We start from the raw sequence: 23,532 nt of genomic DNA, 5'->3' as shown, positions 1-23,532 counted from the left end.
GACATTCTCCATCAGGAATCGAAACCGATGCCGAAGGCATCGAAGGTCTTGAGCAGCAGGTCGCGGCGGCCGTTGCGGTCTTCCTTGGCCAGCGAGCGTTGGGCGAGCTTCACACCGAGGTAGCGCAGCGGCTCGGGCGGGAAGGGGAAGGGCTTCTGCGAGGTCATGCGCAGCTCGGTACGTTCGGTGCGTTCGCCGCCGAGCTGGTCGAGCATGTTCAACGCGGCGAAACGGCTGGCCGATACGCCCTGGCCGGTGAACCCCAGCGCATAGGCGACGCGCCCACCGAGTACGCAACCAGTGAACAGCGTGGTGCGAGCAGACGTGTCGATGATGCCGCCCCAGGCGTGGCTGAAGTCCACCGGCCCGAGCTGGGGGAAGGCCGCGCGGAATTGTTCTGCCAGGCGCTGGAAGCTTTCCGGACGCTGGGTCAGTGCCTCATCGCGACGACTGCCGAAGTGGTAGATCGCGTCGAAGCCGGCCCAGAGGATGCGGTTGTCGGCGGTCTTGCGCAGGTAGTGGAACTGGTTGCCGGCATCGGCGACGCCATAGCGGTCGACCCAGCCGATGGAGCGCAGTTGTTCGTCGGACAGTGGCTGGGTGACCAGCGAGTAGTCGTAGACCGGGATCACGCTTGCGTTGAGGTGGTCGAGCAGCGGCGGGGCGATGTTGGTGGCCAGGGCAATCTGCCCGGCTTCCAGTTCGCCACGGTCGCAACGCAGCATCAGGCGGTCGCCGCGCTGGTGCAGCTCGTGGACGGGCGTGTTCTCGAACAGCTCGACGCGCTGTTCCAGGCAGACCCGGCGCAGCTCGGCGGCCATCTTCGCCGGGTTGAGCAGCGCGTAGTTAGGCTCGAACAGGCCGGCGTTGTAGGCCGGCGAGTCCAGCTTGCTGGCCAACTGCGCGCCTTCGAGAAACTCGCAGTCGATGCCGAACCGCTGGTAGTTGCGCTGCATGCCGCGCAGCCCCTCGATCTGCCAGGGTTGGGCGGCGGCATTGAGTTTGCCCTTGCGCTCGAAATCCACCTGCATGCCGAAGCGCTTCAGGTCCTCTTCCAGTTCGTCGAGGTTCTGTCGGCCGAGGCGGATCAGCGTTTCGGCCTCTTCGGGCCAACGGCGCAGGGCGTTGCCTACGCCGTGGGAAATGCTGGGTGCGCAGAAGCCACCATTGCGCCCGCTGGCCTCGCCGCCGCAGCGACGCGCCTCGACGACCGCGATGCTTGCGCCGGGCCAGCGTTGGCGGGCGTGCAGGGCGGTCCACAGACCGGTGAAGCCGCCGCCCACGACCACCAGATCGAACCGCCGATCGGCCTCCAGCGCAGCGGTGGCTGGAGCGGCCTCGAGGGTGTCGAGCCAGAAAGGTCTTGGAACTGCGTGCGCAAGTGGAGCGGATGTCATTGGAAAACTCCGGCAGAATGTCGGAAGAAGAAAAGCGGTCTTTCAGCCGCGTCCGAAGTTTTGTAATCGCTCCTGGCGGACAATCAAACGACCCGTCGCTATTTGCGGGCACGCCCGGAGCATCGGAGCCGGCCAGGACCGGCAGGGGAATACGGATGAGCAACAACCAGGGCTGGAGTGCCACTCTGGAAGGCACGACCTTTCAGCCCGACCCGGCAAGCGCCGCCACCCACGGGGTGGTGATGCGCTATCACCAGGCCTGGCGCCGTCACGATGTCGAAGCGTTGCTGGCGCTGTTCGATCCGCAGGTGGAGTACAACGACTTCTTCCAGGGGCGACGCATCGCCCCGGAAGATCTTCGCGATTACCTCCAAGCGAGCATGCCGGCTGCGGGAGACGAATCGCAGGTCTACACCGACCGCCTGCGGGTGGACGGCGACACCGCCTTCCTGCAATACCAGGTGACCCTGCGCGGGACCGAGGGGCTGGTGTCGTTCCGCGCCAGCGAGGCCTACACCGTGCGTGACGGGCGCATCGTCCGGGTCAACGAGCATGCGTCGCTGATCGGCCAGCCGCAGAAGCCAGCCAGCGAACCGCAGCCGCGCATGGCGGGCAGCCGTCTGGGGCTTTCCGCACGGCAGTTGAGTCTGCTGGGAGGCGACATCCAGCAGTACTTCCAGTTGGCCCAGCCGTACCTCAATCCCGAGCTGGACATGCCCCAGGTCGCGGCGGCTACCGGCTATACGCGCAACCAGATTTCCTACTTCCTCAACCAGGTGCTTGGCCTGAGTTTCTACCAGTACCTGAATCAGTTGCGACTGAAACATTTGCTCGGTCAGCTCGACAGTGCCACCAGTGTTACCCGAATCGACGAGCTGGCGCGGGCGGCGGGGTTCCGTTCGCTGTCGACGTTCTATCGCTGCTTCCGCGAGGAGACCGGGCTGTCGCCCAAGGCGTACCTGGAGCAGAAGGCGGCGCTGTAGCTGAAGGCGCTGCCCCTGTCTATCCTGCTGAAGCCGGCAAGGTTCGGCCTGCTTACCCATCAAGGATGATGCTATGAACGTGTTGAAGTGGGCGCTCTGCCTGATCATGGTCGCTGCCTTCGCGAAGATGTGCAGCGTGGAATCCGAGAGCCGCAACGGCCCCAGGGCCGATGCAGTGGTGGAGAGCACCGAGGTAGAGCACAAGTTGGCGTCGAAGAATAGTTCTCCGAGGTCGCATTACTACGTCTACGCACACTACGTTTATGAGGTTGGCGGCAGGCAGTATCGTGACCGCTATCTGGTCGCAGTCACGGCAGGCAAGCCGCGCGCTATCCAGGAAGCGGCCCAGTTCCCCACTGGGCGGCCGATCACAATCGGCTACAACCCGAAGAAGCCGGCTTATTCGGTCATCGTCGTGCCGGAGATTCCGCGCTTCCACGAGGTTCTTTGAGTCCGAGTCACGGACCGTACCGGGCGCTTTTCGGACGTGCCGCTCCGCGCGTGCCCGCATGCACGGCGCCTGCGTTATCAAATCGGCGCCCATTTCCCTATGCTCGCCCGACAAATATTCCAACACGTTCAGGAGACCTTCGCATGCGCGACCAGCTCTATATCGACGGCCAGTGGCAGGCACCCGCCCAGGGCGGCCGCTTCGAGGTGTATGAGCCATCCAGCGAAACGGTGCTGACCGAAGTCGCTGCCGCAACTGGCGAGGATGTGGATCGCGCCGTGCAGTCCGCGCGCCGTGCGTTCGATGAAGGTGAGTGGGGGCGCACCAGCGGCAAGCAGCGCGCCGGCTACCTGCGCGCCATCGCCGACAACCTGCGTGGCCGCCGCGAGGACCTGGCCCGCCTGGAAGTGCAGGACAACGGCAAGCCGCTGCCCGAAGCGCAGTGGGACATCGATGACGCTATCGGCTGCTTCGACTATTACGCCGAGCTGGCTGAAGGGCTGAATGACGAGGGTGAAGTGGTCGCGCTGCCCGACGAGCGTTTCGCCTGCCGCGTGCTGCGCGAGCCAGTCGGCGTGGCCGGGCAGATCATCCCGTGGAACTATCCGCTGCTGATGGCTTCGTGGAAGGTCGCGCCGGCGCTGGCTGCCGGTTGCACCGCCGTGCTCAAGCCTTCCGAACTGACTCCGCTGACCTCCCTGGAGCTGGCCGCTGCCGCTGACGCCGTCGGCCTGCCCAAGGGCGTGCTCAACGTGGTCACCGGCCTGGGGCGCGATGCCGGTTCGCCGCTCTCGGCGCATCCGGACGTGGACAAGCTGGCCTTCACCGGCAGCGTGCCGACCGGGCGCGCGATCATGCAGGCGGCGGCCCAGGACATCAAGAACGTCAGTCTGGAGCTGGGCGGCAAGTCGGCCTTCATCGTCTTCGACGACGCCGATGTCGAGGCGGCCGTGGAGTGGATTCTGTTCGGCATCTTCTGGAACCAGGGTCAGGTGTGCAGCGCCACCTCGCGTCTGTTGGTGCAGGACGGCCTGCATGACCGTTTGATCGAGCGCCTGGTGGAAGAAACCCGACGCATCACCATCGGCAACGGGCTGGAACCGGGCGTGCTGCTCGGTCCGCTGGTCAGCGCCGGCCAGCACGCCAAGGTGCTGCAGGCCATCGAGGCGGGCGTGCGCGATGGCGCGAAGCTGGCCACCGGCGGCAAGCGTCCGGCGCATCTGGACAGAGGCTGGTTCGTCGAACCGACCGTGTTCATCGACGCGCCGCTGGAGAGCGCCGTGTGGCGCGAGGAAATCTTCGGCCCGGTGCTCGCTGTGCGCCGCTTCAAGGACGAAGCCGAGGCATTGCGCTTGGCCAACCACAGCCAGTTCGGCCTGGCGGCGGCGGTGATGTCCGCCGACCCGGCGCGTTGCCAGCGGGTGAGCCGTGGCCTGCGTGCCGGCATCGTCTGGGTCAACTGCTCGCAGCCGACCTTCACCCAGGCGCCCTGGGGCGGCTACAAGCAGAGCGGCATCGGTCGCGAACTGGGTGTATGGGGCCTGGACAACTACCTGGAGACCAAGCAGGTCACCGAGTACCTCAGCGACCAGCCCTGGGGTTGGTATATCAAATAAGCTCGGGAGCGCAGAGAACGATTGTGCAGGAGCGGACTCCGTCCGCGATCGCTTCCCGGTGGCTCCGAGCTGGCCGGTGGCACATCGCGGACGTAGTCCGCTCCTGCCTGATCGGTCCGTGCTCCGGTCAGCCCTCACCCTAACCCTCTCCCAGGGGGAGAGGGGACCGTTCGGTGCAGGATGAATCTTCGGTGTCAGCCGGCATGGACTGCTCCCTCTCCCTCAGGAGCGGGGCGCGTAGCCAGGGCTGGGGTGAGGGGAAAACTTCGGCACGGGCTTCCCGAGAAAGACAGTTGCTCCTACGCTCGCTGGGCATCTCGGACCTCATGTCGGATCAAACGCTCAGCGCAACCCGGCCCTTGCCGCGCAGGTACAGGCCGTAGAGCAAGCCGACTATCAGCCAGATGCTGCCCATGATCAGCGCGTGCACGTCCATGCCATCGAGTACGGTCAGTACCACTGCAATGCCGATGATCGGCACCAGCCAGTGGGCGAACCAACGCCTGCTACGCCCTTTGATGCCGAGCTTCACCAGCACCGACAGGTGCAGCAGCACGAACGCGGTCAGTGCGCCGAAGTTGACGAAGGAGGCGAGGGTGTCGATGCGCTCGCGCATCACCAGCGCAATCCCCAGAGACAGCAGCGTCGATAGCACCAGCGCCACATGCGGCGTGCCGTGCCTGCGGTGCAGGCGGGCGAACAGCGCCGGCAACTGACGGTCGCGGCTCATGGCGAACAGTACGCGGGACACCCCGACCTGCATCGGCAGTGCGTTGGTCAGGCCGACCATTACGGCGATCACCCAGGCCAGCAGCAGGGCGAGCCAGGGGCCGATCTGCGTCGACGTCAGCTCGTAGATGGCGGCGGAGGAGTCCTTGATGGTCACACCCGGCATCAGGTTGCCAAGCACCCAGGCCGTCACCACGAACAGCGCCGCGCAGATGAACAGCACGGTGAGGATGGCGCGGCCGACCAGCCGGCGATCGTTGTCCTTCACCTCTTCGGCGAGGGTGGAAATGGCGTCGAAGCCAAGGAAGGACAGCACGCAGATGGACGTCGCGGTGAACACCTTGCCGACGTCGAAGGCGCTGCTGTCGAAGAACGGTGCGGCGGTCAGCGTGCCGGCGCCCTTGCCCTGGGACAGCGCGAATAGCGCCAGGCCCAGCAGGCCGAACATCGCGGTGAATTGCAGCACCACCGAGACAATGCTCACCCGCGTGGTGACGGCGACGCCGAACCAGTTGATGCCCAACGATACCGCCACCAGCAGCACCAGGCAGAGCGCGCGGTCCAGGCCGGGAACCAGGATCTGCAGGCCCACCGACATGATCAGGAATACCAGTGCGGGGATCAGCAGGTAGTCCAGCAGGATCAGCCAGCCGGCGATGAAGCCCGGCAATTCGCCCAGGCTGTGGCGGGCGAATCCGTACACCGAGCCTGCGCTCTGCACTTCATTGGAGAGCGTCGCGTAGCTCTGGGCGGTGAAATACATGCAGATCGCACCGAGTAGGTAGGCCAGGGCGACCAGCCCGCCGGAGGCGTCCCAGACGAAACCGAAAGTGGTCAGCGGCGCCATCGGCGCGATATAGGCCATGCCGTAGGCCACCAGGTCCTTCAGGCCGAGGGTGCGCCTGAGTTGTGCCTCGTTTCGGGAAATTGCAGCGCCCATGTTCAGGCTCCGTTGTTCTTGTTGTTGGAGGGGTTGGATTGCCCGCCTTGGCGGCGGGCGGGTGATCGTGCAGGTCAGCCGGCGAAGTTGGCGTCGCGGTGCACCTCGCGGCCTTCGAGGAGGGTCAGCAGGACCTGGGTCTGGCCGATCTCGTAGGGGGAGATGGCGTAGAGGTCGCGGTCCAGCAGGATCAGATCGGCGTACTTGCCCGGCGCCAGGCTACCGGTGCAGTCGTCGCGCCAGGCGGCGTGGGCGGCATTGATCGTGTAGCCCTTGATCGCGTCGTCGATACCGATGCGATGCTGGGCGGTCTGCACCGGGCTGTCGCTGCCCAGTGCCGGGTTCTGCCGGGTGAGGGCGCACTGGATGATCTGGAACGGGTCGTAGCCGGTCACGCCCCAATCACTGCTGAGCATGCAGGTCACGCCCTGGCGGACGAACTCGCCCAACGGGTAGATGTACTGGCTGCGCTGCGGGCCGATCATGGCTTCGACGATGGCGTCCGCCTCGGGATTGGGCTGCGCCCAGAGCGTCTGGTAGTTCGCCAGCGCACCCAGTTGCCTGAAGCGCGGGATGTCCTCCGGTGCGACGACCTGCAGGTGCGCCAACTGATGGCGCGAGTCCCACTGGCCGTTGCGTTCGCGGGCGATTTCCAGGCCATTGAGGGCGGCGCGCACGGCGCCGTCGCCGATGCTGTGCACATGGATCTGGAAGCCTTCGCGGTCGAAGGCGCTGAAGAACTCGTCGATCTGCTCCTGGCTGAACATCAGCTCGGCATTGCCGCCGGTGTCGCTGCGCGGCGCGGCCAGCACGGCGGTGCCGTTCTCCAACACGCCGTCGAGGAAGAACTTCGCCGAGTGCAGGCGCACGCGGTCGCCCTGATAGGTGGCGCGCAGATCCTTGAGCTCGGCCATCTGCTCGGTCAGCGACTTGTGGGCGAAGATTTTCGACGTGGCGCAGACACGCAGGGTCAGGTCACCGCGCTCATAGGAGGCCTGGTAGTTCTTCAGGTAATTGCGTGCGGCCATGGCGTCCAGCACGCCGGTGATGCCACGGGCGTTGAAGGCCTTGCTGTAGTGCGCCATGGCCTGCAGGTAGTCGTCGTCGGTATAGCCGGGGGCGATGCGGTTCATCGCCCAGATGGCGTCTTCCACCAGCCAGCCCCTGGGCGTGCCGTCGGTATGCCGCAGGTACTCGCCGTTGTCCGGCTCGGCGCTGCCGGGGCGCACGCCAGCCCGTTCGAAGGCGGCGCTGTTGGCCCAACCGTTGTGGTAGTCGCTGGCGAACATCAGCGCCGGACGGCCATCGGTGACGCTGTCCAGTAGTTCCCTGGTGAGTTGTTCGGGGGTGAAGCGTGCCGAGGAGAAACCGACGCCGCGAATCCAGGGCTTCTCCGGATGCGCCTGGGCGAACGCCTTGATGGTCGCCAGCAGCTCGTCGAGGGTGGTGGCGTCGTACAGCGAGGCGTTGTGGTAGAGGTCGGCGGCGCTCAGCTGGAAATGCACGTGGGTGTCCTGGAAGCCCGGGAGGATCAGCCGCCCGTCGGCGTCGATGCGGCGCGTGTTGGCATCCGCCAGCGCTTCGATCCGGGCATTGCTGCCCACGGCAAGGATTCGCCCATCGCGTATGGCGATGGCCTCGGCGCGCGGATGGTTTTCGTCCATCGTGCGGATGTCGGCGTGGGTGATGATCAGCTCGGCGGTGGTGGGCATGGTGGCTCCAGGCAAGGCGGGTAGAGGAAGAGGGCTGGGCGTCATCGAGGGGCTGCGTATCGCCCGGATGACGGTCATTCGTCCATGGAGGAAGAGGCGTGCGGGGCGGTTCGAAACGGACTTGCCAAGCTCGTCACCGATCGGTGGGAGCGGTAGGTCGAGAAGTGCCTGTGTTGAAGGGGAAGGCGATGTATTTTCATTTTCGAGTTCAAAATGCACGGGGCGGAGGGCGCGGCGGCTTATCTCGATGAAAGCGCCTTTCCCTTGATTCTTGTTGGGGTGTGGCAGAGGCTAAGGGCCTTCCGGATGGCGAGAAAGTTGCCCGCCGGAATAACACTTGGGAAAAATCGGACTCAATCGTGGACAAGCTCAACAGCCTGCAACTCTTTGTGATCAGCGCCGAGCTCGGCAGCTTCAGCCGTGCCGCCGAGGAGCTGGGCAAGACGCCCTCGGCAGTGGCCAAATCGGTCGGGCAATTGGAGCAGGAGGTGGGTGCGCGGCTGTTCGAGCGCACGACGCGGAGCATGGCGCTGACCGAGGCCGGGCAGCTCTATCTGGAAACGGCGCGGGAAGTGCTGGAGCGCATGCGTGAATCCGAGGAGGAAATCGCCCAGTTGCACCACAGCCTCAAGGGCACGTTGCGGATCAACGGCCCGCTGGCGTTCGGCCGGCCTTTCCTCAATGCCGCCTGCGCCCTGTTTCTGCAGAAGCACCCGGACATGCGCCTGCAAGTGGACCTGAGCGATGCCTACATCGACATGCTCGACGGCCGCTACGACCTCGCGCTGCGCCTGGGCCATAGCGACCTGCCGGGGCTGATCGCGCAGCCGGTCGGCGAGAGTCGCATCGTCTTCTGCGCGAGCCCTGACTATCTGGCACGCCACGGCGCACCGGACCGCCCGCAGCAGCTCGCGGAGCATGAGTGCCTGGTCTATCGCCACCCGGCTCTGGGGGACAGTTGGCTGATTGAGCGCGGTGCGGAGCGGGTGTTGCTACCGCGCAGCGGACGGTTGAACAGCGACAACCAGGAGCTGCTGCTGGAGGCCTGCCTGGCCGGGCAAGGGATACTGCCATCGCCGTACTGGAGCGTGCTGCCGTACCTGCGTGACGGGCGGCTGCGGACGATTCTCGACGATTGCCATTTCGACCCGAAGGCGCTGGGGTCTGAGCTGCTGGCGGTGTATCCGAGTACGCGGCGGGCGACGCGCAAGATCATCGCGTTCATCGAGCATCTGCGGGAATATCTGCGGGAGCAGCGGTTGGTCTGATCGGGCAGGAAAATCCCTGTAGGAGCAACGGTCTTCTGTTGGCTAATCGGTACCGATGCCTCCCCCTCACCCCAGCCCTCTCCCGCAGGAGAGGGAGCCGTCTGTACCGGCTGATGCATTGGTTCCAGCCTGCACCGAACGGTCCCCTCTCCCGCGTGCGGGAGAGGGGCTTCTGATCTCGTAGGAGCGGACTCTGTCCGCGATCGCCTTCGCCGCTGCGCCGGTCGCTAGATCAGCTCAACCCCTTCCCCTGCAAATGCTCGCGCAGGTAGTCGATGAACACCCGCACCTTGCGCGTGCTGCGTCGGTGCGGCAGGTAGAGCACATGCACCCATGGCCCGAAGGCGCTCTGGTCGCGCCAGCAATCCGGTAGTTGCTCCACCAGCTCGCCGCGTTCGAGGTAGGGCAACGCGCTCCATTGCGGCAGGAATTGCAGGCCCTGGCCATCCAGCAGGCACGACAGCAGGAAGTCGTAGTTGTCGCTGGCCACCCGCGGTGTCGGCTGGCGGATGCGGATGCGCTCGCCATCACGCTGGACCCACCAGAAATTCCGGTTCAGCAACGGGTGGCGGAAGATCAGCCAGTCGTGCTGCTCGTAGTTCTCCAGGGTTACATCCAGTCCCTTGCGCGCCAGGTATGCCGGGCTTGCGCAGAGCAGCAGGCGGTTTTCCAGCAGCGGCTGGGCGATCACGTCCGGCAGGTCGATGGGGCCGTCGCGCAGGGCGAGGTCATAGCCGCCTTCCACCAGATCGGCGAACTCATCGGCCAGGTCCACTTCCAGGCGCACCTGCGGGTGCTCGCGCAGGAATCGGCAGCACACGGCGTTGAAGAATGCCGGCGCGAAGGAGGGCGGGGCGGCGATGCGCAGGCTACCGCGCAGTTCGGTCTGCAACTGCTCCACTTCCTCTTCGGCCCGCTGCAGCTGCACCAGCGCCTGGCGCGCGCCCTCCAGATAGATGTGCCCGGCCTCGGTCAGCGCCATGCGCCTTGTGGTGCGCTCGAACAGGCGCTGACCGAGTTCGGCTTCCAGCTGCGCGACGCCCTTGGTGATCGCCGACGGCGTCTTGCCCAGTTGTTCGGCGGCGCGGCTGAAGCCGCCATGGTCGGCGGTGGCGACGAACATGGTGAGGGCGGTCATCTTGTCCATGGATTGCTTCCTGTCAGGAACAGAAGTTGTGCGGGAAGTCGGTGTTAAAGGCGCCGGGGCTTTTGCTTAACCTTCTTCGCAGACCAACAATAACGAAGGCTCTGCGATGAAACTACTGATTCCGGCGCTGGTATCCGCCGCTTGCGCTTTTTCCTCGATGGAAACGATGGCTGCCGCCGACCTGATCTTCCATGGCGGTAAGGTCTACACCGCCGAACCCGGCCAGGCGCTGCAACAAGCCGTCGCGGTGGAGAACGGCCGCATTCTCTCCGTCGGGTCCGACGCGCAGATCCTCACACTCAAGCAACCGGGAACGAAGGTCATCGACCTGCACGGCCAGGTGTTGATGCCGGGCTTCATCGACTCGCATACCCATCTGGTCAAGGGTGGCCTGCAGATGCTCCAGGCCAATCTGGACAATCAGGACATACCGCTCGCCGAGTTCGAGGGCAAGCTGCGCCAGTGGCGCGACGATGGCCGCGCGCGGCGTGGCCAGTTCCTCTATGTCGGTGGCGTGCCCACGGCGTACTGGGACGAGATCGCCGAGTTGCAGCAGCGCTTCAACCAGGGCGAATGGGCCGATCAGCCGATCCTCCTGGCAGGTGGCGACTACCACACCGGCTGGGCCAACCAGGCGTTGCTGAAACTGGCCGGCATCGATGCCGCCAAGGTCAAGTCGCTGCAGGGCGAGGAGCAGGCCACCATTGGCCACGGCGCCGACGGCACGCCCAATGGTTTTCTGGTGGATGCCGGTCTCTATCCGGTGCAGGCGCTGTTGCCGTTGCCGACTGATGACGAGCTGCTCAAGGCGCTGAAAGGCGCGCAGAGCTATTACCACGAGCTGGGCATCACCGCCTGGATGGAGCCCCTGGCGAACGAGAATCCCGGCGGCGACATCCACAACGATTCCGTTGGCGTACTGCCGGCCTACAAGATGCTGGCGGAGGAGGGCGGGCTTACCGCCCACGTTGCCGCGCTGCTGATGGCCGATTCCAAGGCGAAGCCAGCCGATCTCGATGAGTTGGACAAGGTGCGCCAGCAATTCATCGATGTCCCCAACCTCACCTTGCCCGGCATCAAGGTATTCGCGGACGGCGTGGCCGAGGTGCCGGCGCAGAGCGCAGCGATGCTCGAGCCCTACAGCAACTCGAAGAAGTACGGCGAACTGCTGATCGACCCCAAGCACTTCGGCGAACTGGTCAGCGCCGCCGACGCCCGCGGCTGGCTGGTGCACATCCACGCCATCGGCGACCGCGCGGTGCGCGAATCGCTCAACGGCATCGAGCAGGCGCGCAAGGATCGCCACAGCGGCATCCCGCACTCAATCACTCACCTGCAGATGGTCAACCCAAAGGATCTCGCGCGCTTCAAGGCGCTCGACGTGATCGCTTCCATGCAGCTCTATTGGGCCGCCGCCGACGAGAACAGCGTCGATCTGGTCAAGCCCTACGTCAGCGCCATGGCCTTCCTGCACATGTATCCGGCACGCTCGCTGCTGAAGAACCGCGCGACCATTTCCGGAGCCAGCGACTGGCCGATCACCACGCCCGACCCGTGGAAGGCCATCTACCAGGCGATCCAGCGCGTCGGCCCGAAGGGCGTGCTCAACGCCGCCGAGGACATCGACCGGCAGACCATGTTCCAGGCCTACACCCTCAACGCCGCACGCACCATCCGCCTGGAAGACCGCATCGGTTCGCTGAAGCCGGGCAAGCAGGCCGACCTGATCCTGCTCGACCGCGACGTGTTCACCGTCAAGCCGGAAGCGCTGCGCGACACCCAGGTGCTCAAGACCTGGTTCGCCGGCCGCGAAGTCTATAGTCGTTCCGACGACAAACTCTGATCCAACCGGAGCGCCCTGGCGCTCCGGCCTCAAAAAAAAGCAATTGCAGGAGCCTTGCCGTGATTCTTCACACCTTCACCACCGACATCCGCGACCCGCTACAGCGTGGCCGGCAGATCGGCGAAACCTTCGCCGAGCAGATCCGCCAGAGCGTGGCGCTGTACCTGGACTTCTTCCCGCGCGTCGGCGTGGAGATCGACAAGGCGCGGGCCATTGGCGAAGGCAGCCTGTCCGCGCTGGCCGACTGGTGCCCCGCGTTGGCGAAGGAAGTCGAAGGTCTGGCCCTGGGCACCGGCCTGCCGCTGTGGCAACTGGCGGCGCTGAACGCCCGCACCGAAGTGCTGGCAGTGATGCCCGAGCAGCCGGTGGAAGGCGAGTGCTCCACTTCCGTCCACGCACCCGCCGGCGCCATCGCACCGCGCAGCCTGCAAACCTGGGACTGGCACGACAGCCTGGTGCCCCACGGCCTGCTGCTGGGCTTCACCGGCAGCACCGGCCTGACCGCCAAGCTGTTCACCGAGTTCGGCATGCTCGGCAAGATCGGCGTGAACAGCGCGGGACTGGGCGTGCACTTCAACATCCTGCACCACGAAAGCGATGACGGCAGCGCCGGTGTGCCGGTGCATGCCATCGCCCGCCGCGTGCTGGAGGAAGCCACCAGCGTCACCGAGGCGATTGACATGGCACGTTCCGCACGGGTCAGCGCCTCCACCGTGCTCAGCGTGTTCACCCGCAGCGATGTTCGCGCCCGCGCCGCGAGCATTGAGATGAGCCCGGCGCACACCGCCGTGGTGGTGCCGCGCGAGGATGGCTGGCTGCTGCATACCAACCACTTCCTCGACGGCGAGCTGAGCTGGGGCGAGCGCACGGCGGATGTCTCCACCACCTACGCGCGCCTGGACCACCTCAAGGCCGCCACCACCGGCATGACCGGCAAGGCCCTGCGCGAACGTGCCGACGCCTTCTGTGGCACTGAGGGCGATCAGGCGGTGGTGTGCTTCCATCCGGACATGTCCGAGCCGGACACCGAGCGCTGGGAGACCCTGCTGAGCATTGGCCTGGACACCGTTGGCTGTGCCCTGGAATACGTGGCTGGCACGCCGAAGAAGCTGGCGGACGAGGGGTTCCTGCGGTTCTAGGTCCTGGGTTTCAACGGGAAGAGTCGTAGAGGATTCGCTGCGAATTGGCCTGACGGCCCCCTCACCCTAACCCTCTCCCAGGGGGAGAGGGGACTGATCGGTGCAGGTTGAAACGACAATATCAGCCGGCACACGCGGCCCCCTCTCCCATTGGGAGAGGGGACTGATTGGTGCAGGTTGAAACGACTGTATCAGCCGGCACGCGCGGCTCCCTCTCCCCTTGGGAGAGGGCTGGGGTGAGGGAGGCATCCGAGCGCTGAAACTCGCGTCGTCGCAGATCGCAAGGCGCTCCAACGCAAAGTCTCCGTTCCAAAACATTCGTCCCCGTGGCAGCCCCCCGGCCGCCGCGCGGGTTTCGTATTACCACAAAAACAAGAGTGAACCGCCATGATCGATCACACGCCCGCTGCGCCGGGTTCGCGCTCGGCCTTTCGCACCTTCTGCGTTTCCGGCATGGGCACCGCACTGGAGTTCTACGATTTCGTCATCTACGGCTACGCCGCCGCGCTGATCTTCCCGCAACTGTTCTTCCCTGGCATGGACCGGCTGACCGCCGTGCTGGTCGCGTTCGCGGCCTTCGGCGCGGGCTTCTTCGCACGCCCGCTGGGCGGCGTGGTGTTCGGCCACCTGGGTGACCGCTACGGCCGACAGAAGGCGCTGGTCGCGACCCTTGTGCTGATGGGCCTGAGCACCTTGCTGATCGGCTTCCTGCCGACCCACGCCAGCATTGGCGCGGCGGCGCCGGTGCTGCTGGTGCTCCTGCGCCTGGTGCAGGGCTTCGCCGCCGGTGGCGAGTGGGGCGGGGCGGCGCTGTTCGGCATCGAGGTCGCGCCCAAGGGGCGTCGTGGCCTGTGGGGCAGCTTCACCAGCATGGGCATCGGTATCGGCGGCATCTTCGGTTCGGCGGTATTCGCCATCGTCAGCTTCGCCTTCGACGATGACCTGAGCGGCATCGCCTGGCGCATTCCGTTCTGGCTCGGTGGCCTGCTGGTGCTGATCGGCCTCTACGCGCGCCTGCAGAACACCGCGCCGCAGACCAAGGCCGCGCCGAAAGCCGAGGCGCGCATGCCGCTGATGGAGGCTTTCCGCCGTCGGCCGCGCGAGCTGCTGCTGTGCATCGGCATTGCCTTCGGCTACGTCACCATCGCCTACATCGGCAGCACCTTCTTCCTCGCCTATGCGACGGACATCGGCTACAGCAGTAGCCACGCCTTGCTGTTCGATTTCTCGCTGTCGGTGGCCATCGTGGCGTCCGCGCCGTTCTTCGGGCATCTGTCGGACCGCTTCGGCCGCCGCGCGGTGATGATCTTCGGGGCGGCGATCATGGCGTTGGGGCTGTTCGCCTTCTTCCCGCTGATCGGCCTGCACAACCTGCCGCTGGCGCTGTTGGCGTATATCGCTGTGGGCTTCTTCATGGGCGCGACCCAGGGACCGATTCCGGCCTTCCTTGCCGAACAGTTCCCGCGGGAGATGCGCTACTCGGGGATTTCCTTCAGCTACCAGATCGGCGCGGCACTGGGCGGCGGCACGGCATCGAGCATCGCCACGGCCATCCTCATCGCCACCGGGCGCAATCCGTTCGGCGTGGCGCTTTACGGTGCGGCGGCACTGCTGCTGGTGGCGATCTGTTCGTGGCTGCTACGCGAAACCTCGCGCTTGCCGATGGATGTGATCGACCGGGACGAGGCCTCGCTCGCTACGGCGCAGGCGCAGGTCGGTTAAGTCACCGCGCGCGCCTTGGTGCCCGGCACCAGCCCGAGCACCAGGGCGCAGCCGCCCAGAATGATCAGCGCGCCCAGGCCCTGGATCAGTGAGAGGCTTTCGCCCAGCACCAGCGCGCCGACCATCACGGCGACCACGGTGACGACGAACTCCACGCTGATGGTCTTGGTGGCGCCGATTCGCGAGACCAACTGGAAGTAGACGACGTAGTTGACCGCGCTCAGCACGCAGCCGCAGATCAGCAGGAAGAGGAAGTCGATCGGCTGCGGCGTGCCCGGCAGCGGCACCCAGATCAGCAGCGGCAATGTCAGCACGCCACCGATCAGGAAGGCCCCGCAGGTCACTTCCCACGGGCCGGCGGTGCGCAAGTGCAGGCTCGCGTAGTTGCTGCCGAAGGCTGCGCACACCGCGCCGAACACCGAAGCGGCGCAGCCCAGGATGAAGGAATGGGTCACGGGCACCGCCGGGAAACCCACCAGCAGCACGATGCCGAACAAGCCCAGGACAATGCCGGCCAGCCCGCTCCAGGTGATCCGTTCCAGGCCCCACATACGGCCGATCAGCATGGAGAACAGCGGGATCGCCGCGACGAAGATGGCCGCCATGGCGGTGCCGATGCGTGGTGTGGCGAAGGTCATGCCGATCAGTTGGCCGGCCACCGTCGTAGCGCCGACCACGCACAGCGGCTTCCACAACCCTTCGAAGTTCAGCTTGCGCCCGGACAGGCGTGCCACGGCGAACAGCGTGAAACTGGCGATCAGGGCGCGGAAACTCACTGCGCCAACCCAGCCGAAACCCGCGATGGCCTTGAGCAGTACCAGGAACGACAGCCCCCAGCCGATCGCGAGGAACAGGTAGGCGGCAAGATCACGGGGTTGCATAGGACTCCCGAAACACACGGCAGAAGGTGGCCGCCGAAGCGCGGCGGCGAATCGGGCCATCTTGCCGGGCGCTCGCGCCTCTTGGGAAGGTGTCGCACCGACGTTTTTCGATCTCGCAGCGTCATGGGCTGGCAGATCGTCGCCACCGCTTCGCCGCGGCGCTGTCCCCGTTTGCCCCCTTGTTGGCCGCCAATGCCCTCAGCGCCGAGCGGCGCGTGGCTTAACGTCGGTGTGCCCATGACAACAAGAGTCCGTGCCGCCTGTCCGGCGCGGTAGAAGAGGGGAGCACCATGCTGAAACCTGCAACACCGCTGCTGACGGCCGCCCTGCTGGCGCTGGTCGCGCTGCTCGGCGGCTGTGGCGAAGACGCCGCGCCAGCCACCCCCCGCAATACCGCCGCCCTGGCGCCCAGTGACCCCGCGTTGGCCAAGGTCTACGACAGCAGCTGTAAGCTGTGCCACGCCAACCCGGCCTCCGGCGCGCCGCAGACCGGCGATGCCAAGGCCTGGCAACCGCGGGTGGCGCAGGGCGCCGACAGCCTGCTGGACCACAGCATCAACGGTTACAAGGGCATGCCGCCCATGGGCATGTGCATGCAGTGCTCGGAAGAACAATTCCTCGCGCTGATCTCATTCATGTCTGGCCAGCAAGTCCAATAGGCGAGGGGTATCCAGATGACTATGCATCTCACCCGGCGCCAATTGCTGCTTAGCGCGGGCGTCGCCGGCGCGTTCGCGGCGCTTTCCAGCAGTCCGATGGCCGCCGAGCTGGCTCGTGCCCCACGACTGATTCCCTGGCGCAACTGGTCCGGCGGGCAGAGTTGCCTGCCAGCGGCACGGCTGGCGCCGCAGAGCCTCGATGAGCTGGTGCAGGTCATCCGCCAGGCCCAGGGCAAGGTCCGGCCGGTCGGCTCGGCTCACTCCTTCAGCGCCCTGGTGCCCACCGATGGCACGCTGGTCTCGCTCGCCTACTTCAACGGCCTGCTCGGCCACGACGCCGAGACGTTGCAGGCGGAATTCGCCGCCGGCACGCCGATGTCGCTCATGGGCGCGGCGCTGAAGGAAGTCGGCCAGGCGCTGCCGAACATGGCCGACATCGACTACCAGACCCTAGCTGGGGCGATTTCCACCTCGACCCACGGCACCGGCGTCGGCTTTGGCTCCTATTCCTCCTGCGTCACCGGTCTGCAATTGGTGACCGCCAGCGGCGAGGTGCTGGACTGCGACGCCCAGCGCCACCCCGAGGTGTTCAACGCCGCACGGGTCTCCCTCGGCGCCTTTGGCGTCGCCACCCGCGTGCGCTTGCAGAACCGCCCGGCCTATCGCCTGCGCGAGCGGCAGTGGGTGGCCAGTACCGAGGAACTGCTGGAGGACGTGGAGAAGAACACCCGCGAGAACCAGCACTGGGAAATGCAGGTGATCACCCACTCCGACTATGCGCTGTCCATCGCGCTCAACGAGACCACCGACCCGCCCACGCCACCGCTGGACCCGGCCAAGGAAGGCGGCAACGAATTCGTCAGCCTGATCGAGAATCTCGACAAGTACGGCAGCGACTTCCCCGCCGCGCGCACCTTCCTGCTCAACAACCTGCGCCACATCGCCAGCTTCGACGATCGCATCGACGACTCCTACGAGATCTATGCCAATGTGCGCAACGTGCGCTTCAACGAGATGGAGTATTCGGTGCCGGCGGAACACGGCCCGGCCTGCCTGCGGGAGATCCTCAAGCTGATCCGCGACAAGGACCTGCGCACCTGGTTTCCCATCGAGTACCGCTACGTGAAGGCCGACGACATCCCGCTGAGCATGTTCGAGGGACGCGACAGCTGCTCGATCTCCGTGCACCAGCACTACAGCATGGACCACCACAACTTCTTCGCCGCCGTCGAACCGATCTTCTGGAAGTACGCCGGCCGGCCCCACTGGGGCAAGCTGCACACGCTCAACGCGCGGACGCTGCAGCCGCTCTACCCGCGCTGGAAGGAATTCACCGAGGTGCGCCAGGCGCTGGACCCGCAGGGCAAGTTCCTCAATGCCCACCTGATGTCGATCCTGGGCGTGGCCTGACAAGGAAGGAGATTCCATGAAACGACGCAATTTCATCGTCGGCGCTGCCGGGGCAGGTGTTCTGCTGGCGGGCGCGGGTGCCTGGCTGCGGCCCTCCGACAAGGGCGCCCCGTACACCGACTATTTCGCCAGGCTGAACCGCGAACTCAGGGAGCACGGGCCGATGCGCCCGGTGATGCTGATCGACCTGGATCGCCTGGATCACAACATCGACGTGGTGATGCAGTCGGTGCGCCGTACCGGCAAGCACCTGCGGCTGGTGGAGAAATCCCTGCCATCGCCGCAACTGCTCGACTACCTCTCGAAACGCACGGGCACCCGGCGGATGATGTCGTTCCACCAGCCGTTCCTCAACCACGATGCCGAGCGCTTCCCCGACGCCGACCTGCTGCTGGGCAAGCCGCTGCCGGTGCGCTCGGCGCAGGAGTTCTACGCGAACCTCAGCGGTCCCTTCGATCCGAAGGCCCAGCTGCAATGGCTGCTGGACACGCCTGAGCGCCTGCAGGAGTACCTGGCGCTGGCCAAGGCGCTCAACACCCGGATGCGCATCAACATCGAGCTGGATGTCGGCCTCCACCGCGGCGGCGTGGCGGATCACGCCACCCTGGGGCAGATGCTCACGCTGATCGGCGCCAACCCGCAGCACCTCGAGTTCGCCGGATTCATGGGCTACGACCCCTTCGTCGGCATGGGCGTGCCGGGCATCCTCGGCTCGTCGGAGGAACTCTTCGCCAAGGTCATGACGCTCTACGACGGTTTCGTCGATTACGCCCGCACGCAGCACGCTGCGCTGTGGCGGCCGGACCTGACGCTGAACACCGCCGGCAGCCCGAGCTACCGCATGCATGAACACGAGCGCACCAGCAGCGAGGTATCGGTGGGCTCCGCGCTGGTCAAGCCGACTCACTACGACCTGCCTTCGCTGGTGGATCATCAGCCGGCCGCGTTCATCGCCACTCCGGTGCTCAAAAGCACGGGAGCTGTGGAGATGCCGGCGCTGGACGACAAGTCGGCAATCTTCTCCTGGTGGGACCCGAACCTGCGCGAGACCTTCTTCGTCTACGGCGGCAACTGGATGGCGGAACCCGAGTCGCCCCGGGGCCTGCAGTTCAACGGGCTGTATGGGCGCAGCTCCAACCAGGAGATGATGAACGGCTCCCACGCCGTCGGCCTGGACGTGAATGATCAGGTATTCCTGCGACCCACCCAGTCGGAGTCGATCCTGCTGCAGTTCGGCGATCTGCTGGCGGTGCGCGAGGGGCGCATCGTCGAGCATTGGCCGGTCTACAGCTGAGCCAGGGCTCGCACCAACGAAAAACCCCAGGCTGATGACCTGGGGTTTTTTCTATCCGCTATTCGTTCCTCAGGTGCTTTCCGGGTAAGGTCATGACACCTACCGGTAGGGCCCACCGGCGAGCTTGCTGGGCACTCTGTAATATTCTGTTACGCTCGTTCTTGGCATTCGCGCGAACGCGCTATGATGTCGCCGCCGTGCACTGGCTCCCACAACAAGAACTTCAGGCGCCCCGGTTCGAGAACAGCCCACATGCCCAGCACTCCCATCGACGCCCAATTCGACCTGGCCCTGGTTTCTCCCTTCCTGTTGCAGACCCTCGCCGAGGTCGCCAGCGACAAGGGGGTGAGCAGCGAGCGTTTATGCCTCGGCCTCGGCTTTACCGTCGAGGAGCTGCAGGACCCGGCGCAGCGCATCTCCTACCGCCAGGCAGTGAGCATGATCCAGCGCGCCCTGGAGGCGCTGCCCGAGCGCGGCCTGGGACTCTGGGTCGGCGCCCACAACGTGCTCGGCACCCTCGGCCTGCTCGGCCACGTGTTGTCCCTGTGCAAGACCCTGCGTGACGCTTTCGAGGTTGGCCGCCGCTTCCAGCACACCACCGGCGGCATGACGGTGTGCCATCTGCTCGAAGGCCCCGAAGAAAGCTTCATCGAGGTGGAGTGCCGGCTTCCCTACGCCGATATCCAGATCTTCGCGGTGGAAGAGTTCTTCGCCAGCGTACTGGTCTACAACCGCGCGCTGATCGGCAGCGCATTCCAGCCCCTGCGTTTCGAGTTCACCCATGCTGCGCCCAGCTACGAGGCGGAGTATCGGCGCCTGCTCGGGCCAGAGCTGCGCTTCGGCTGCCTGCATAACCGCATGGTGATCGCCAGCCAGTGGCTGGACCTGCAACTGCCCAGCCACCAGCCCGTGGCGTTGCGCCAGGCACTCAACCTGCTGGAGGCGGAGTCCGCGTCGGTGCAGCAGAAGATGGGGCTGCTGGAAACGGTGGAGCGCGCCATCCTTCGCGACTTGCCGCTGGGCTGCCCGATCGACAAGGTCGCCGCCGGCCTCAACATGAGCAGCCGCACCTTGCGTCGGCGCCTGAGCGAGCACGGCATGACCTTCGACGCATTGCTGGAGCAGGTGCGCCGCGCCCGTGCGACCAGCCTGCTGAACAACCCCGACATGCCCATCGAGCGGATCGCCGAGGCCCTTGGCTATAGCGATGTCCGTGGCTTCCGTCGAGCGTTCAAGCGCTGGACCGGCCGGAGCCCATCGGCTTGCCGTGACGACGTAGTGGCGTCGGCCCAGTCAGCCTGAGAAGGCGGCGCCCGGCGTTCACGGTCAGGCGCCGTTTTGCCAGCGCTCGTGCGGTAGCTGGTAGCAGAGCCATCGCGCCGGCGTTCCGGAGAGGTCGAGGTCCGCTTCGTAGGCGAGTTCCGCACCCAGCTTCGCCGTGCCTTTCTGCGAGCGGATATTGCTCGGCGCGATGTGGAACCAGACGCGCTCGAAACACTGGAAGGCATGTCCGAGCATCAGCGTCTTCAGCTCGCGGTTGGTCGCGCCGCCCCAGTAGCGGTGGTTGATGAAGGTAAAGCCGATGCCGATGTCGTCCGGCTGGTCCGGCACCGGGTAGTAGCGCGAGCAGCCGATGGCCTCGCCGGTTGCCCGGTCGAGGATCAGCAGACAGCCGCCGGCGTTCACCAGGAACTGGAAGTAGGGCTCGAAGACTTCACGGCGATGGCGCTCGGTGGCCGGGTGGCCGGCCCAGGTCTCGGGGGCGTTGGCGGCGGCGTAGAGCGCCTCGAAATCATCGGCGCTCAGCGGGCGCAGTTGCAGCGTATGGCCGAGCAGGGTCGGCTGGTTATCGAAGGCGGTCATGCAGGACTCCGGCGTGGTTGGAGTCCAGCTTACGCATGGATTGGCGTGCAGCAGAGTGCCATTCGCAGGTGCTTCGAAGGTGCCAATGGCTGGCTCAGTCGGCGCAGATGTCGAGGATCGCCCGTGCCGCCGTTTCGGTGCCGCGCGAGGCCTGCATCTGTTCGCGTACGGCGGCCAGGCGTTGCTCCATGGTCTGGTCGGCGAGCAGTTCGGCGAGAGCTTCGGGCAGCGCCGCCAGCGGGCTCTCGAAGCGAGGCAGGTAGCGTGCCACGCCGACTTCCTCGGCGCGCCGGGCGTTGTCGTGGCCGTCCCAGCAGTAGGGAATGATCACCGAGGGCAGGCCAAAATACAGCGCTTCGCAGAAGCTGTTGTTGCCGCCATGGTGGATGAACAACTGGCACTCGCGCAGCACTGCCGGTTGTGGGTACCAGCTGTCGAGGTAGACGTTGTCCGGCACCGTGTCGTAGTGCTCACGGTAGGCGCCGACGTTGATCAGGAAGCGGTAGGGCAGTTGCGCCACGGCGTCGATCAGCTTCTGCATCATCGCCACGTCTGCCGCGCCAAGGCTACCGAAACTCACGTAGATCAGCGGGGCGTCGTCGTGCCGGGGGAACTGCGGCGGAATGTACGGTGCCTCGCTGCGCACGCAGCCGTCGAGGTACAGATAGCGCTCCGCTGGCAGCGGCTTCTGGCGCTCGTAGCGCACCGGCTTGGGCGACAGCAGCAGGTTGAGCCAGGGCGAGTCTTCGAGGAACTGGCCGGCGGGCAGGGCGGGGTGGCCACACTCGCTGAGGAAGCGGGCGAAGCGCTCGTGCGCCGGCTGGGTGGCTTTCAGGTAGTGCTCGCGGTAGATCGCGCAGGCTTGCGGATCGTCGCTGCTGGCGCCGGACAGATAGGGCGGCACGGCGGCGTCGGGCAATTCGGTTTCAGCGCAGGACACCATGCGCACCCAGGGACAGCCGGCGGCGGCGATGGCCGGGAAGCTGACCACGTTGTCCAGCACGATGGCGTCGGGCTTGAGCCGGGCGAGCAACTGCTGCAGCGGCTTTTCCGACTCGATGGCGGTGTCGATGATGGCTTCCCAGGCCGGCGCCACGTAGCTGTCGATCTGCGCCAGGGGCGGCTGGTCGAAGTACGGCACGTTGCGCTCGATGAAACGTTCCCAGTAGTGCTGGTGATCGGCCGCGGACAGCGGAGAATCCAGTTGCAGCGGGTACTCGGCGAAACCGTACTCGGCGAAGATGCCCTGGAAGTGCGCATGGCAGATGAACACCGGGCGCGCGCCGAGTTCGCGCAGGGCCTGGGCGATGCCGATGCAGTTCAGCGCGGCGCCGAAGCTGGCTTCGGGGAAGAAAGCGATGGTTCTTGTTCTTTGCGTCATGGGCACATCCGGGTGTTGCTCACGGGCACTGCATAAAACTGATACTGCATTTTTTCGTTAAAAAAAACACCGTGAGTGAAAAATACTTAGCGGCGCGCCCCGGCGAATGACTGCGGAATCCCGCGGTTGGCGGTCTGCGGGCGCTGCGCGAAGGAGAGTCGCAGGTGCAGGCGCATCAGGTCGGCGGCGATTTCGAGCTGGCCGCGCTCGATCTGCTCGATGATCCGCAGGTGCTCGCGCAGGGCTTCCTGCAGGCGGTGCACGCTGACCATCGGCAGCAGGTTGGGCAGGCGGCGCAGGCGCTGGTGCTGCAGGAGCGAGTCACCGATGAAGCGGTTGCCGCAGCCCTGGGCGATCAGTTCGTGGAAGCCGATATCCAGTTCGCGGAACTGCGCTACGTCGAAGCGTTCTATGGGCGCGCCGAGCAGTTCTTCCATGGCCCCGCGCAGCAGGGCGAGGCGCGCCAGGTCCGGGTCGAAGCCAGGAGCTAGCAGGGCTTCGGGCTCGAGGATCAGGCGGTAGCGCAGGCTGTCTTCCAGCGCCGCGAGGTTGTTCAGCAGCGGGCGGAACGACCAGCTCTGCCCGGCGCCTCGCTCCAGTACCTGGTCCTCGCTGAGCTGCGCCAGCACCTTCTGCGCGGCGACCCGGTTGATGTCATAGCGGCGCATCAGCTCACTGGCGCTGAGGCTGTTGCCCAGTCGTCCGGCCATGCGGTCACGTAGCACCGAGGCGGCCAGCGCTTCTTCCTCGGCCTGGGGCAGGGCGGGACCGAGCACCTGGGCGGAAGGGTCGGCGGTGAGGCGATAGCCCTTGCCCGGTTCGTGGGCCACCAGTTGCTGTTCCAGCAGCAGGTCCAGTCCCGCGCGGATCAGTGTGCGGGACACGCCGAAGGTGCGCGCCAGCTGTTGTTCCGAGAGCGCGTCGCCTTCGCCCAGCCCGCTGTCCTGGGCGTGCTCGATGACACGCCGGGCGAGTTCCAGGTGGTTGGTGCGCGGTTTTTTCTCAGTGACGTTGCTCAAGCCGATGCTCTCCAGCGGGCCCGTGGCACGGGGCGAGCCCCTTATGCCACAGCGTGGGTGGTCCAACAAGAATGCAAG

Annotated in this window: 19 protein-coding genes; 11 read left to right on the top strand and 8 right to left on the bottom strand. The window is 65.8% G+C overall.

The genetic code is table 11. The annotated features are described in order from the left end of the window. Positions 1 to 11: 11 nt before the first annotated feature. Positions 12 to 1,397, bottom strand: coding sequence for an FAD-dependent oxidoreductase (locus JVX91_RS20600; protein WP_205336009.1), 1,386 nt, complete (start codon positions 1,395 to 1,397; stop codon positions 12 to 14). Between the two features lie 155 nt (positions 1,398 to 1,552). On the opposite strand from JVX91_RS20600, the gene JVX91_RS20595 reads away from it, so the two are divergent. From JVX91_RS20595 to JVX91_RS20585, 3 genes are all read left to right on the top strand, one after another. Continuing rightward, positions 1,553 to 2,380, top strand: coding sequence for a nuclear transport factor 2 family protein (locus JVX91_RS20595; RefSeq protein WP_205336008.1), 828 nt, complete (start codon positions 1,553 to 1,555; stop codon positions 2,378 to 2,380). A 73-nt stretch (positions 2,381 to 2,453) separates the two neighbouring features. Further along, positions 2,454 to 2,831: a DUF3592 domain-containing protein gene (locus tag JVX91_RS20590; RefSeq protein WP_205336007.1), complete on the top strand. Its 378-nt coding sequence runs from the start codon at positions 2,454 to 2,456 to the stop codon at positions 2,829 to 2,831. 143 nt (positions 2,832 to 2,974) lie between these two features. Next, positions 2,975 to 4,447, top strand: a complete 1,473-nt coding sequence (locus tag JVX91_RS20585) for an aldehyde dehydrogenase family protein (protein ID WP_205336006.1) — start codon at positions 2,975 to 2,977, stop codon at positions 4,445 to 4,447. A 334-nt stretch (positions 4,448 to 4,781) separates the two neighbouring features. Here the strand turns inward: JVX91_RS20585 and JVX91_RS20580 are convergent, their stop codons facing one another. Both JVX91_RS20580 and JVX91_RS20575 read right to left on the bottom strand, forming a co-directional pair. Beyond that, entirely contained in the window at positions 4,782 to 6,116 is a 1,335-nt protein-coding gene (locus tag JVX91_RS20580; protein WP_205336005.1) for an APC family permease, read from the bottom strand. Positions 6,117 to 6,190: 74 nt separating this feature from the next. Next, the gene (locus JVX91_RS20575) at positions 6,191 to 7,828 is read right to left on the bottom strand and encodes an amidohydrolase (protein WP_205336004.1); all 1,638 of its coding nucleotides are present in this window, start codon (positions 7,826 to 7,828) and stop codon (positions 6,191 to 6,193) included. A gap of 359 nt (positions 7,829 to 8,187) precedes the next feature. Here JVX91_RS20575 and JVX91_RS20570 point away from each other — a divergent pair, with 359 nt between their 5' ends. After that, on the top strand, positions 8,188 to 9,096 hold the full coding sequence (locus JVX91_RS20570) for a LysR family transcriptional regulator (protein WP_205336003.1): 909 nt from the start codon (positions 8,188 to 8,190) through the stop codon (positions 9,094 to 9,096). Between the two features lie 232 nt (positions 9,097 to 9,328). Here the strand turns inward: JVX91_RS20570 and JVX91_RS20565 are convergent, their stop codons facing one another. Beyond that, positions 9,329 to 10,243, bottom strand: a complete 915-nt coding sequence (locus JVX91_RS20565) for a LysR family transcriptional regulator (protein WP_205336002.1) — start codon at positions 10,241 to 10,243, stop codon at positions 9,329 to 9,331. A 106-nt stretch (positions 10,244 to 10,349) separates the two neighbouring features. Between JVX91_RS20565 and JVX91_RS20560 the strand changes: the two genes are divergently transcribed. The 3 genes from JVX91_RS20560 (at position 10,350) to JVX91_RS20550 (ending at position 14,947) form a co-directional block, all read left to right on the top strand. Next, on the top strand, positions 10,350 to 12,086 hold the full coding sequence (locus tag JVX91_RS20560) for an amidohydrolase (RefSeq protein WP_205336001.1): 1,737 nt from the start codon (positions 10,350 to 10,352) through the stop codon (positions 12,084 to 12,086). Between the two features lie 59 nt (positions 12,087 to 12,145). Continuing rightward, the gene (locus JVX91_RS20555) at positions 12,146 to 13,225 is read left to right on the top strand and encodes a C45 family peptidase (protein ID WP_205336000.1); all 1,080 of its coding nucleotides are present in this window, start codon (positions 12,146 to 12,148) and stop codon (positions 13,223 to 13,225) included. A gap of 387 nt (positions 13,226 to 13,612) precedes the next feature. After that, positions 13,613 to 14,947 carry an MFS transporter gene (locus JVX91_RS20550; protein ID WP_205335999.1) on the top strand — a complete coding sequence of 445 codons (1,335 nt, stop codon included), beginning with the start codon at positions 13,613 to 13,615 and terminating at the stop codon, positions 14,945 to 14,947. On the opposite strand, the gene JVX91_RS20545 is transcribed toward JVX91_RS20550, so the two are convergent. Further along, the gene (locus JVX91_RS20545) at positions 14,944 to 15,828 is read right to left on the bottom strand and encodes a DMT family transporter (RefSeq protein WP_205335998.1); all 885 of its coding nucleotides are present in this window, start codon (positions 15,826 to 15,828) and stop codon (positions 14,944 to 14,946) included. The genes JVX91_RS20550 and JVX91_RS20545 overlap by 4 nt on opposite strands. A gap of 290 nt (positions 15,829 to 16,118) precedes the next feature. Between JVX91_RS20545 and JVX91_RS20540 the strand changes: the two genes are divergently transcribed. The 4 genes from JVX91_RS20540 to JVX91_RS20525 all read left to right on the top strand — a co-directional run bounded on the left by JVX91_RS20540 (position 16,119) and on the right by JVX91_RS20525 (position 20,493). Continuing rightward, positions 16,119 to 16,487, top strand: coding sequence for a c-type cytochrome (locus JVX91_RS20540; RefSeq protein WP_205335997.1), 369 nt, complete (start codon positions 16,119 to 16,121; stop codon positions 16,485 to 16,487). 21 nt (positions 16,488 to 16,508) lie between these two features. Beyond that, on the top strand, positions 16,509 to 17,897 hold the full coding sequence (locus JVX91_RS20535; RefSeq protein WP_205340059.1) for a D-arabinono-1,4-lactone oxidase: 1,389 nt from the start codon (positions 16,509 to 16,511) through the stop codon (positions 17,895 to 17,897). Between the two features lie 85 nt (positions 17,898 to 17,982). Beyond that, positions 17,983 to 19,191 (top strand): DSD1 family PLP-dependent enzyme, encoded by a 1,209-nt coding sequence (locus JVX91_RS20530; protein ID WP_205340058.1) that lies wholly within the window; start codon positions 17,983 to 17,985, stop codon positions 19,189 to 19,191. A gap of 252 nt (positions 19,192 to 19,443) precedes the next feature. Continuing rightward, positions 19,444 to 20,493, top strand: a complete 1,050-nt coding sequence (locus tag JVX91_RS20525) for an AraC family transcriptional regulator (RefSeq protein WP_205335996.1) — start codon at positions 19,444 to 19,446, stop codon at positions 20,491 to 20,493. Positions 20,494 to 20,517: 24 nt separating this feature from the next. On the opposite strand, the gene JVX91_RS20520 is transcribed toward JVX91_RS20525, so the two are convergent. The 3 genes from JVX91_RS20520 to JVX91_RS20510 form a co-directional block, all read right to left on the bottom strand. Further along, complete coding sequence (locus tag JVX91_RS20520; protein ID WP_205335995.1) at positions 20,518 to 21,054, bottom strand: GNAT family N-acetyltransferase; 537 nt, start codon at positions 21,052 to 21,054, stop codon at positions 20,518 to 20,520. 94 nt (positions 21,055 to 21,148) lie between these two features. Beyond that, positions 21,149 to 22,435, bottom strand: coding sequence for a glycosyltransferase (locus JVX91_RS20515; RefSeq protein ID WP_205335994.1), 1,287 nt, complete (start codon positions 22,433 to 22,435; stop codon positions 21,149 to 21,151). A gap of 86 nt (positions 22,436 to 22,521) precedes the next feature. Then, positions 22,522 to 23,454 carry a GntR family transcriptional regulator gene (locus JVX91_RS20510; protein WP_205335993.1) on the bottom strand — a complete coding sequence of 311 codons (933 nt, stop codon included), beginning with the start codon at positions 23,452 to 23,454 and terminating at the stop codon, positions 22,522 to 22,524. Positions 23,455 to 23,532: the final 78 nt, after the last annotated feature.

Origin of the sequence: Pseudomonas sp. PDNC002 (assembly GCF_016919445.1) — a bacterium.
Lineage (GTDB): Bacteria > Pseudomonadota > Gammaproteobacteria > Pseudomonadales > Pseudomonadaceae > Pseudomonas.
This window is presented reverse-complemented; position numbering and strand designations above follow the sequence as displayed.

Coding starts and splice junctions, on each gene's coding strand:
- JVX91_RS20580 (WP_205336005.1), bottom strand. CDS start 6,116: ATGGGCGCTGCAATTTCCCGAAACGAGGCACAACTCAGGCGCACCCTC.
- JVX91_RS20595 (WP_205336008.1), top strand. CDS start 1,553: ATGAGCAACAACCAGGGCTGGAGTGCCACTCTGGAAGGCACGACCTTT.
- JVX91_RS20600 (WP_205336009.1), bottom strand. CDS start 1,397: ATGACATCCGCTCCACTTGCGCACGCAGTTCCAAGACCTTTCTGGCTC.
- JVX91_RS20550 (WP_205335999.1), top strand. CDS start 13,613: ATGATCGATCACACGCCCGCTGCGCCGGGTTCGCGCTCGGCCTTTCGC.
- JVX91_RS20525 (WP_205335996.1), top strand. CDS start 19,444: ATGCCCAGCACTCCCATCGACGCCCAATTCGACCTGGCCCTGGTTTCT.
- JVX91_RS20545 (WP_205335998.1), bottom strand. CDS start 15,828: ATGCAACCCCGTGATCTTGCCGCCTACCTGTTCCTCGCGATCGGCTGG.
- JVX91_RS20590 (WP_205336007.1), top strand. CDS start 2,454: ATGAACGTGTTGAAGTGGGCGCTCTGCCTGATCATGGTCGCTGCCTTC.
- JVX91_RS20535 (WP_205340059.1), top strand. CDS start 16,509: ATGCATCTCACCCGGCGCCAATTGCTGCTTAGCGCGGGCGTCGCCGGC.
- JVX91_RS20520 (WP_205335995.1), bottom strand. CDS start 21,054: ATGACCGCCTTCGATAACCAGCCGACCCTGCTCGGCCATACGCTGCAA.
- JVX91_RS20560 (WP_205336001.1), top strand. CDS start 10,350: ATGAAACTACTGATTCCGGCGCTGGTATCCGCCGCTTGCGCTTTTTCC.
- JVX91_RS20565 (WP_205336002.1), bottom strand. CDS start 10,243: ATGGACAAGATGACCGCCCTCACCATGTTCGTCGCCACCGCCGACCAT.
- JVX91_RS20515 (WP_205335994.1), bottom strand. CDS start 22,435: ATGACGCAAAGAACAAGAACCATCGCTTTCTTCCCCGAAGCCAGCTTC.
- JVX91_RS20540 (WP_205335997.1), top strand. CDS start 16,119: ATGCTGAAACCTGCAACACCGCTGCTGACGGCCGCCCTGCTGGCGCTG.
- JVX91_RS20585 (WP_205336006.1), top strand. CDS start 2,975: ATGCGCGACCAGCTCTATATCGACGGCCAGTGGCAGGCACCCGCCCAG.
- JVX91_RS20575 (WP_205336004.1), bottom strand. CDS start 7,828: ATGCCCACCACCGCCGAGCTGATCATCACCCACGCCGACATCCGCACG.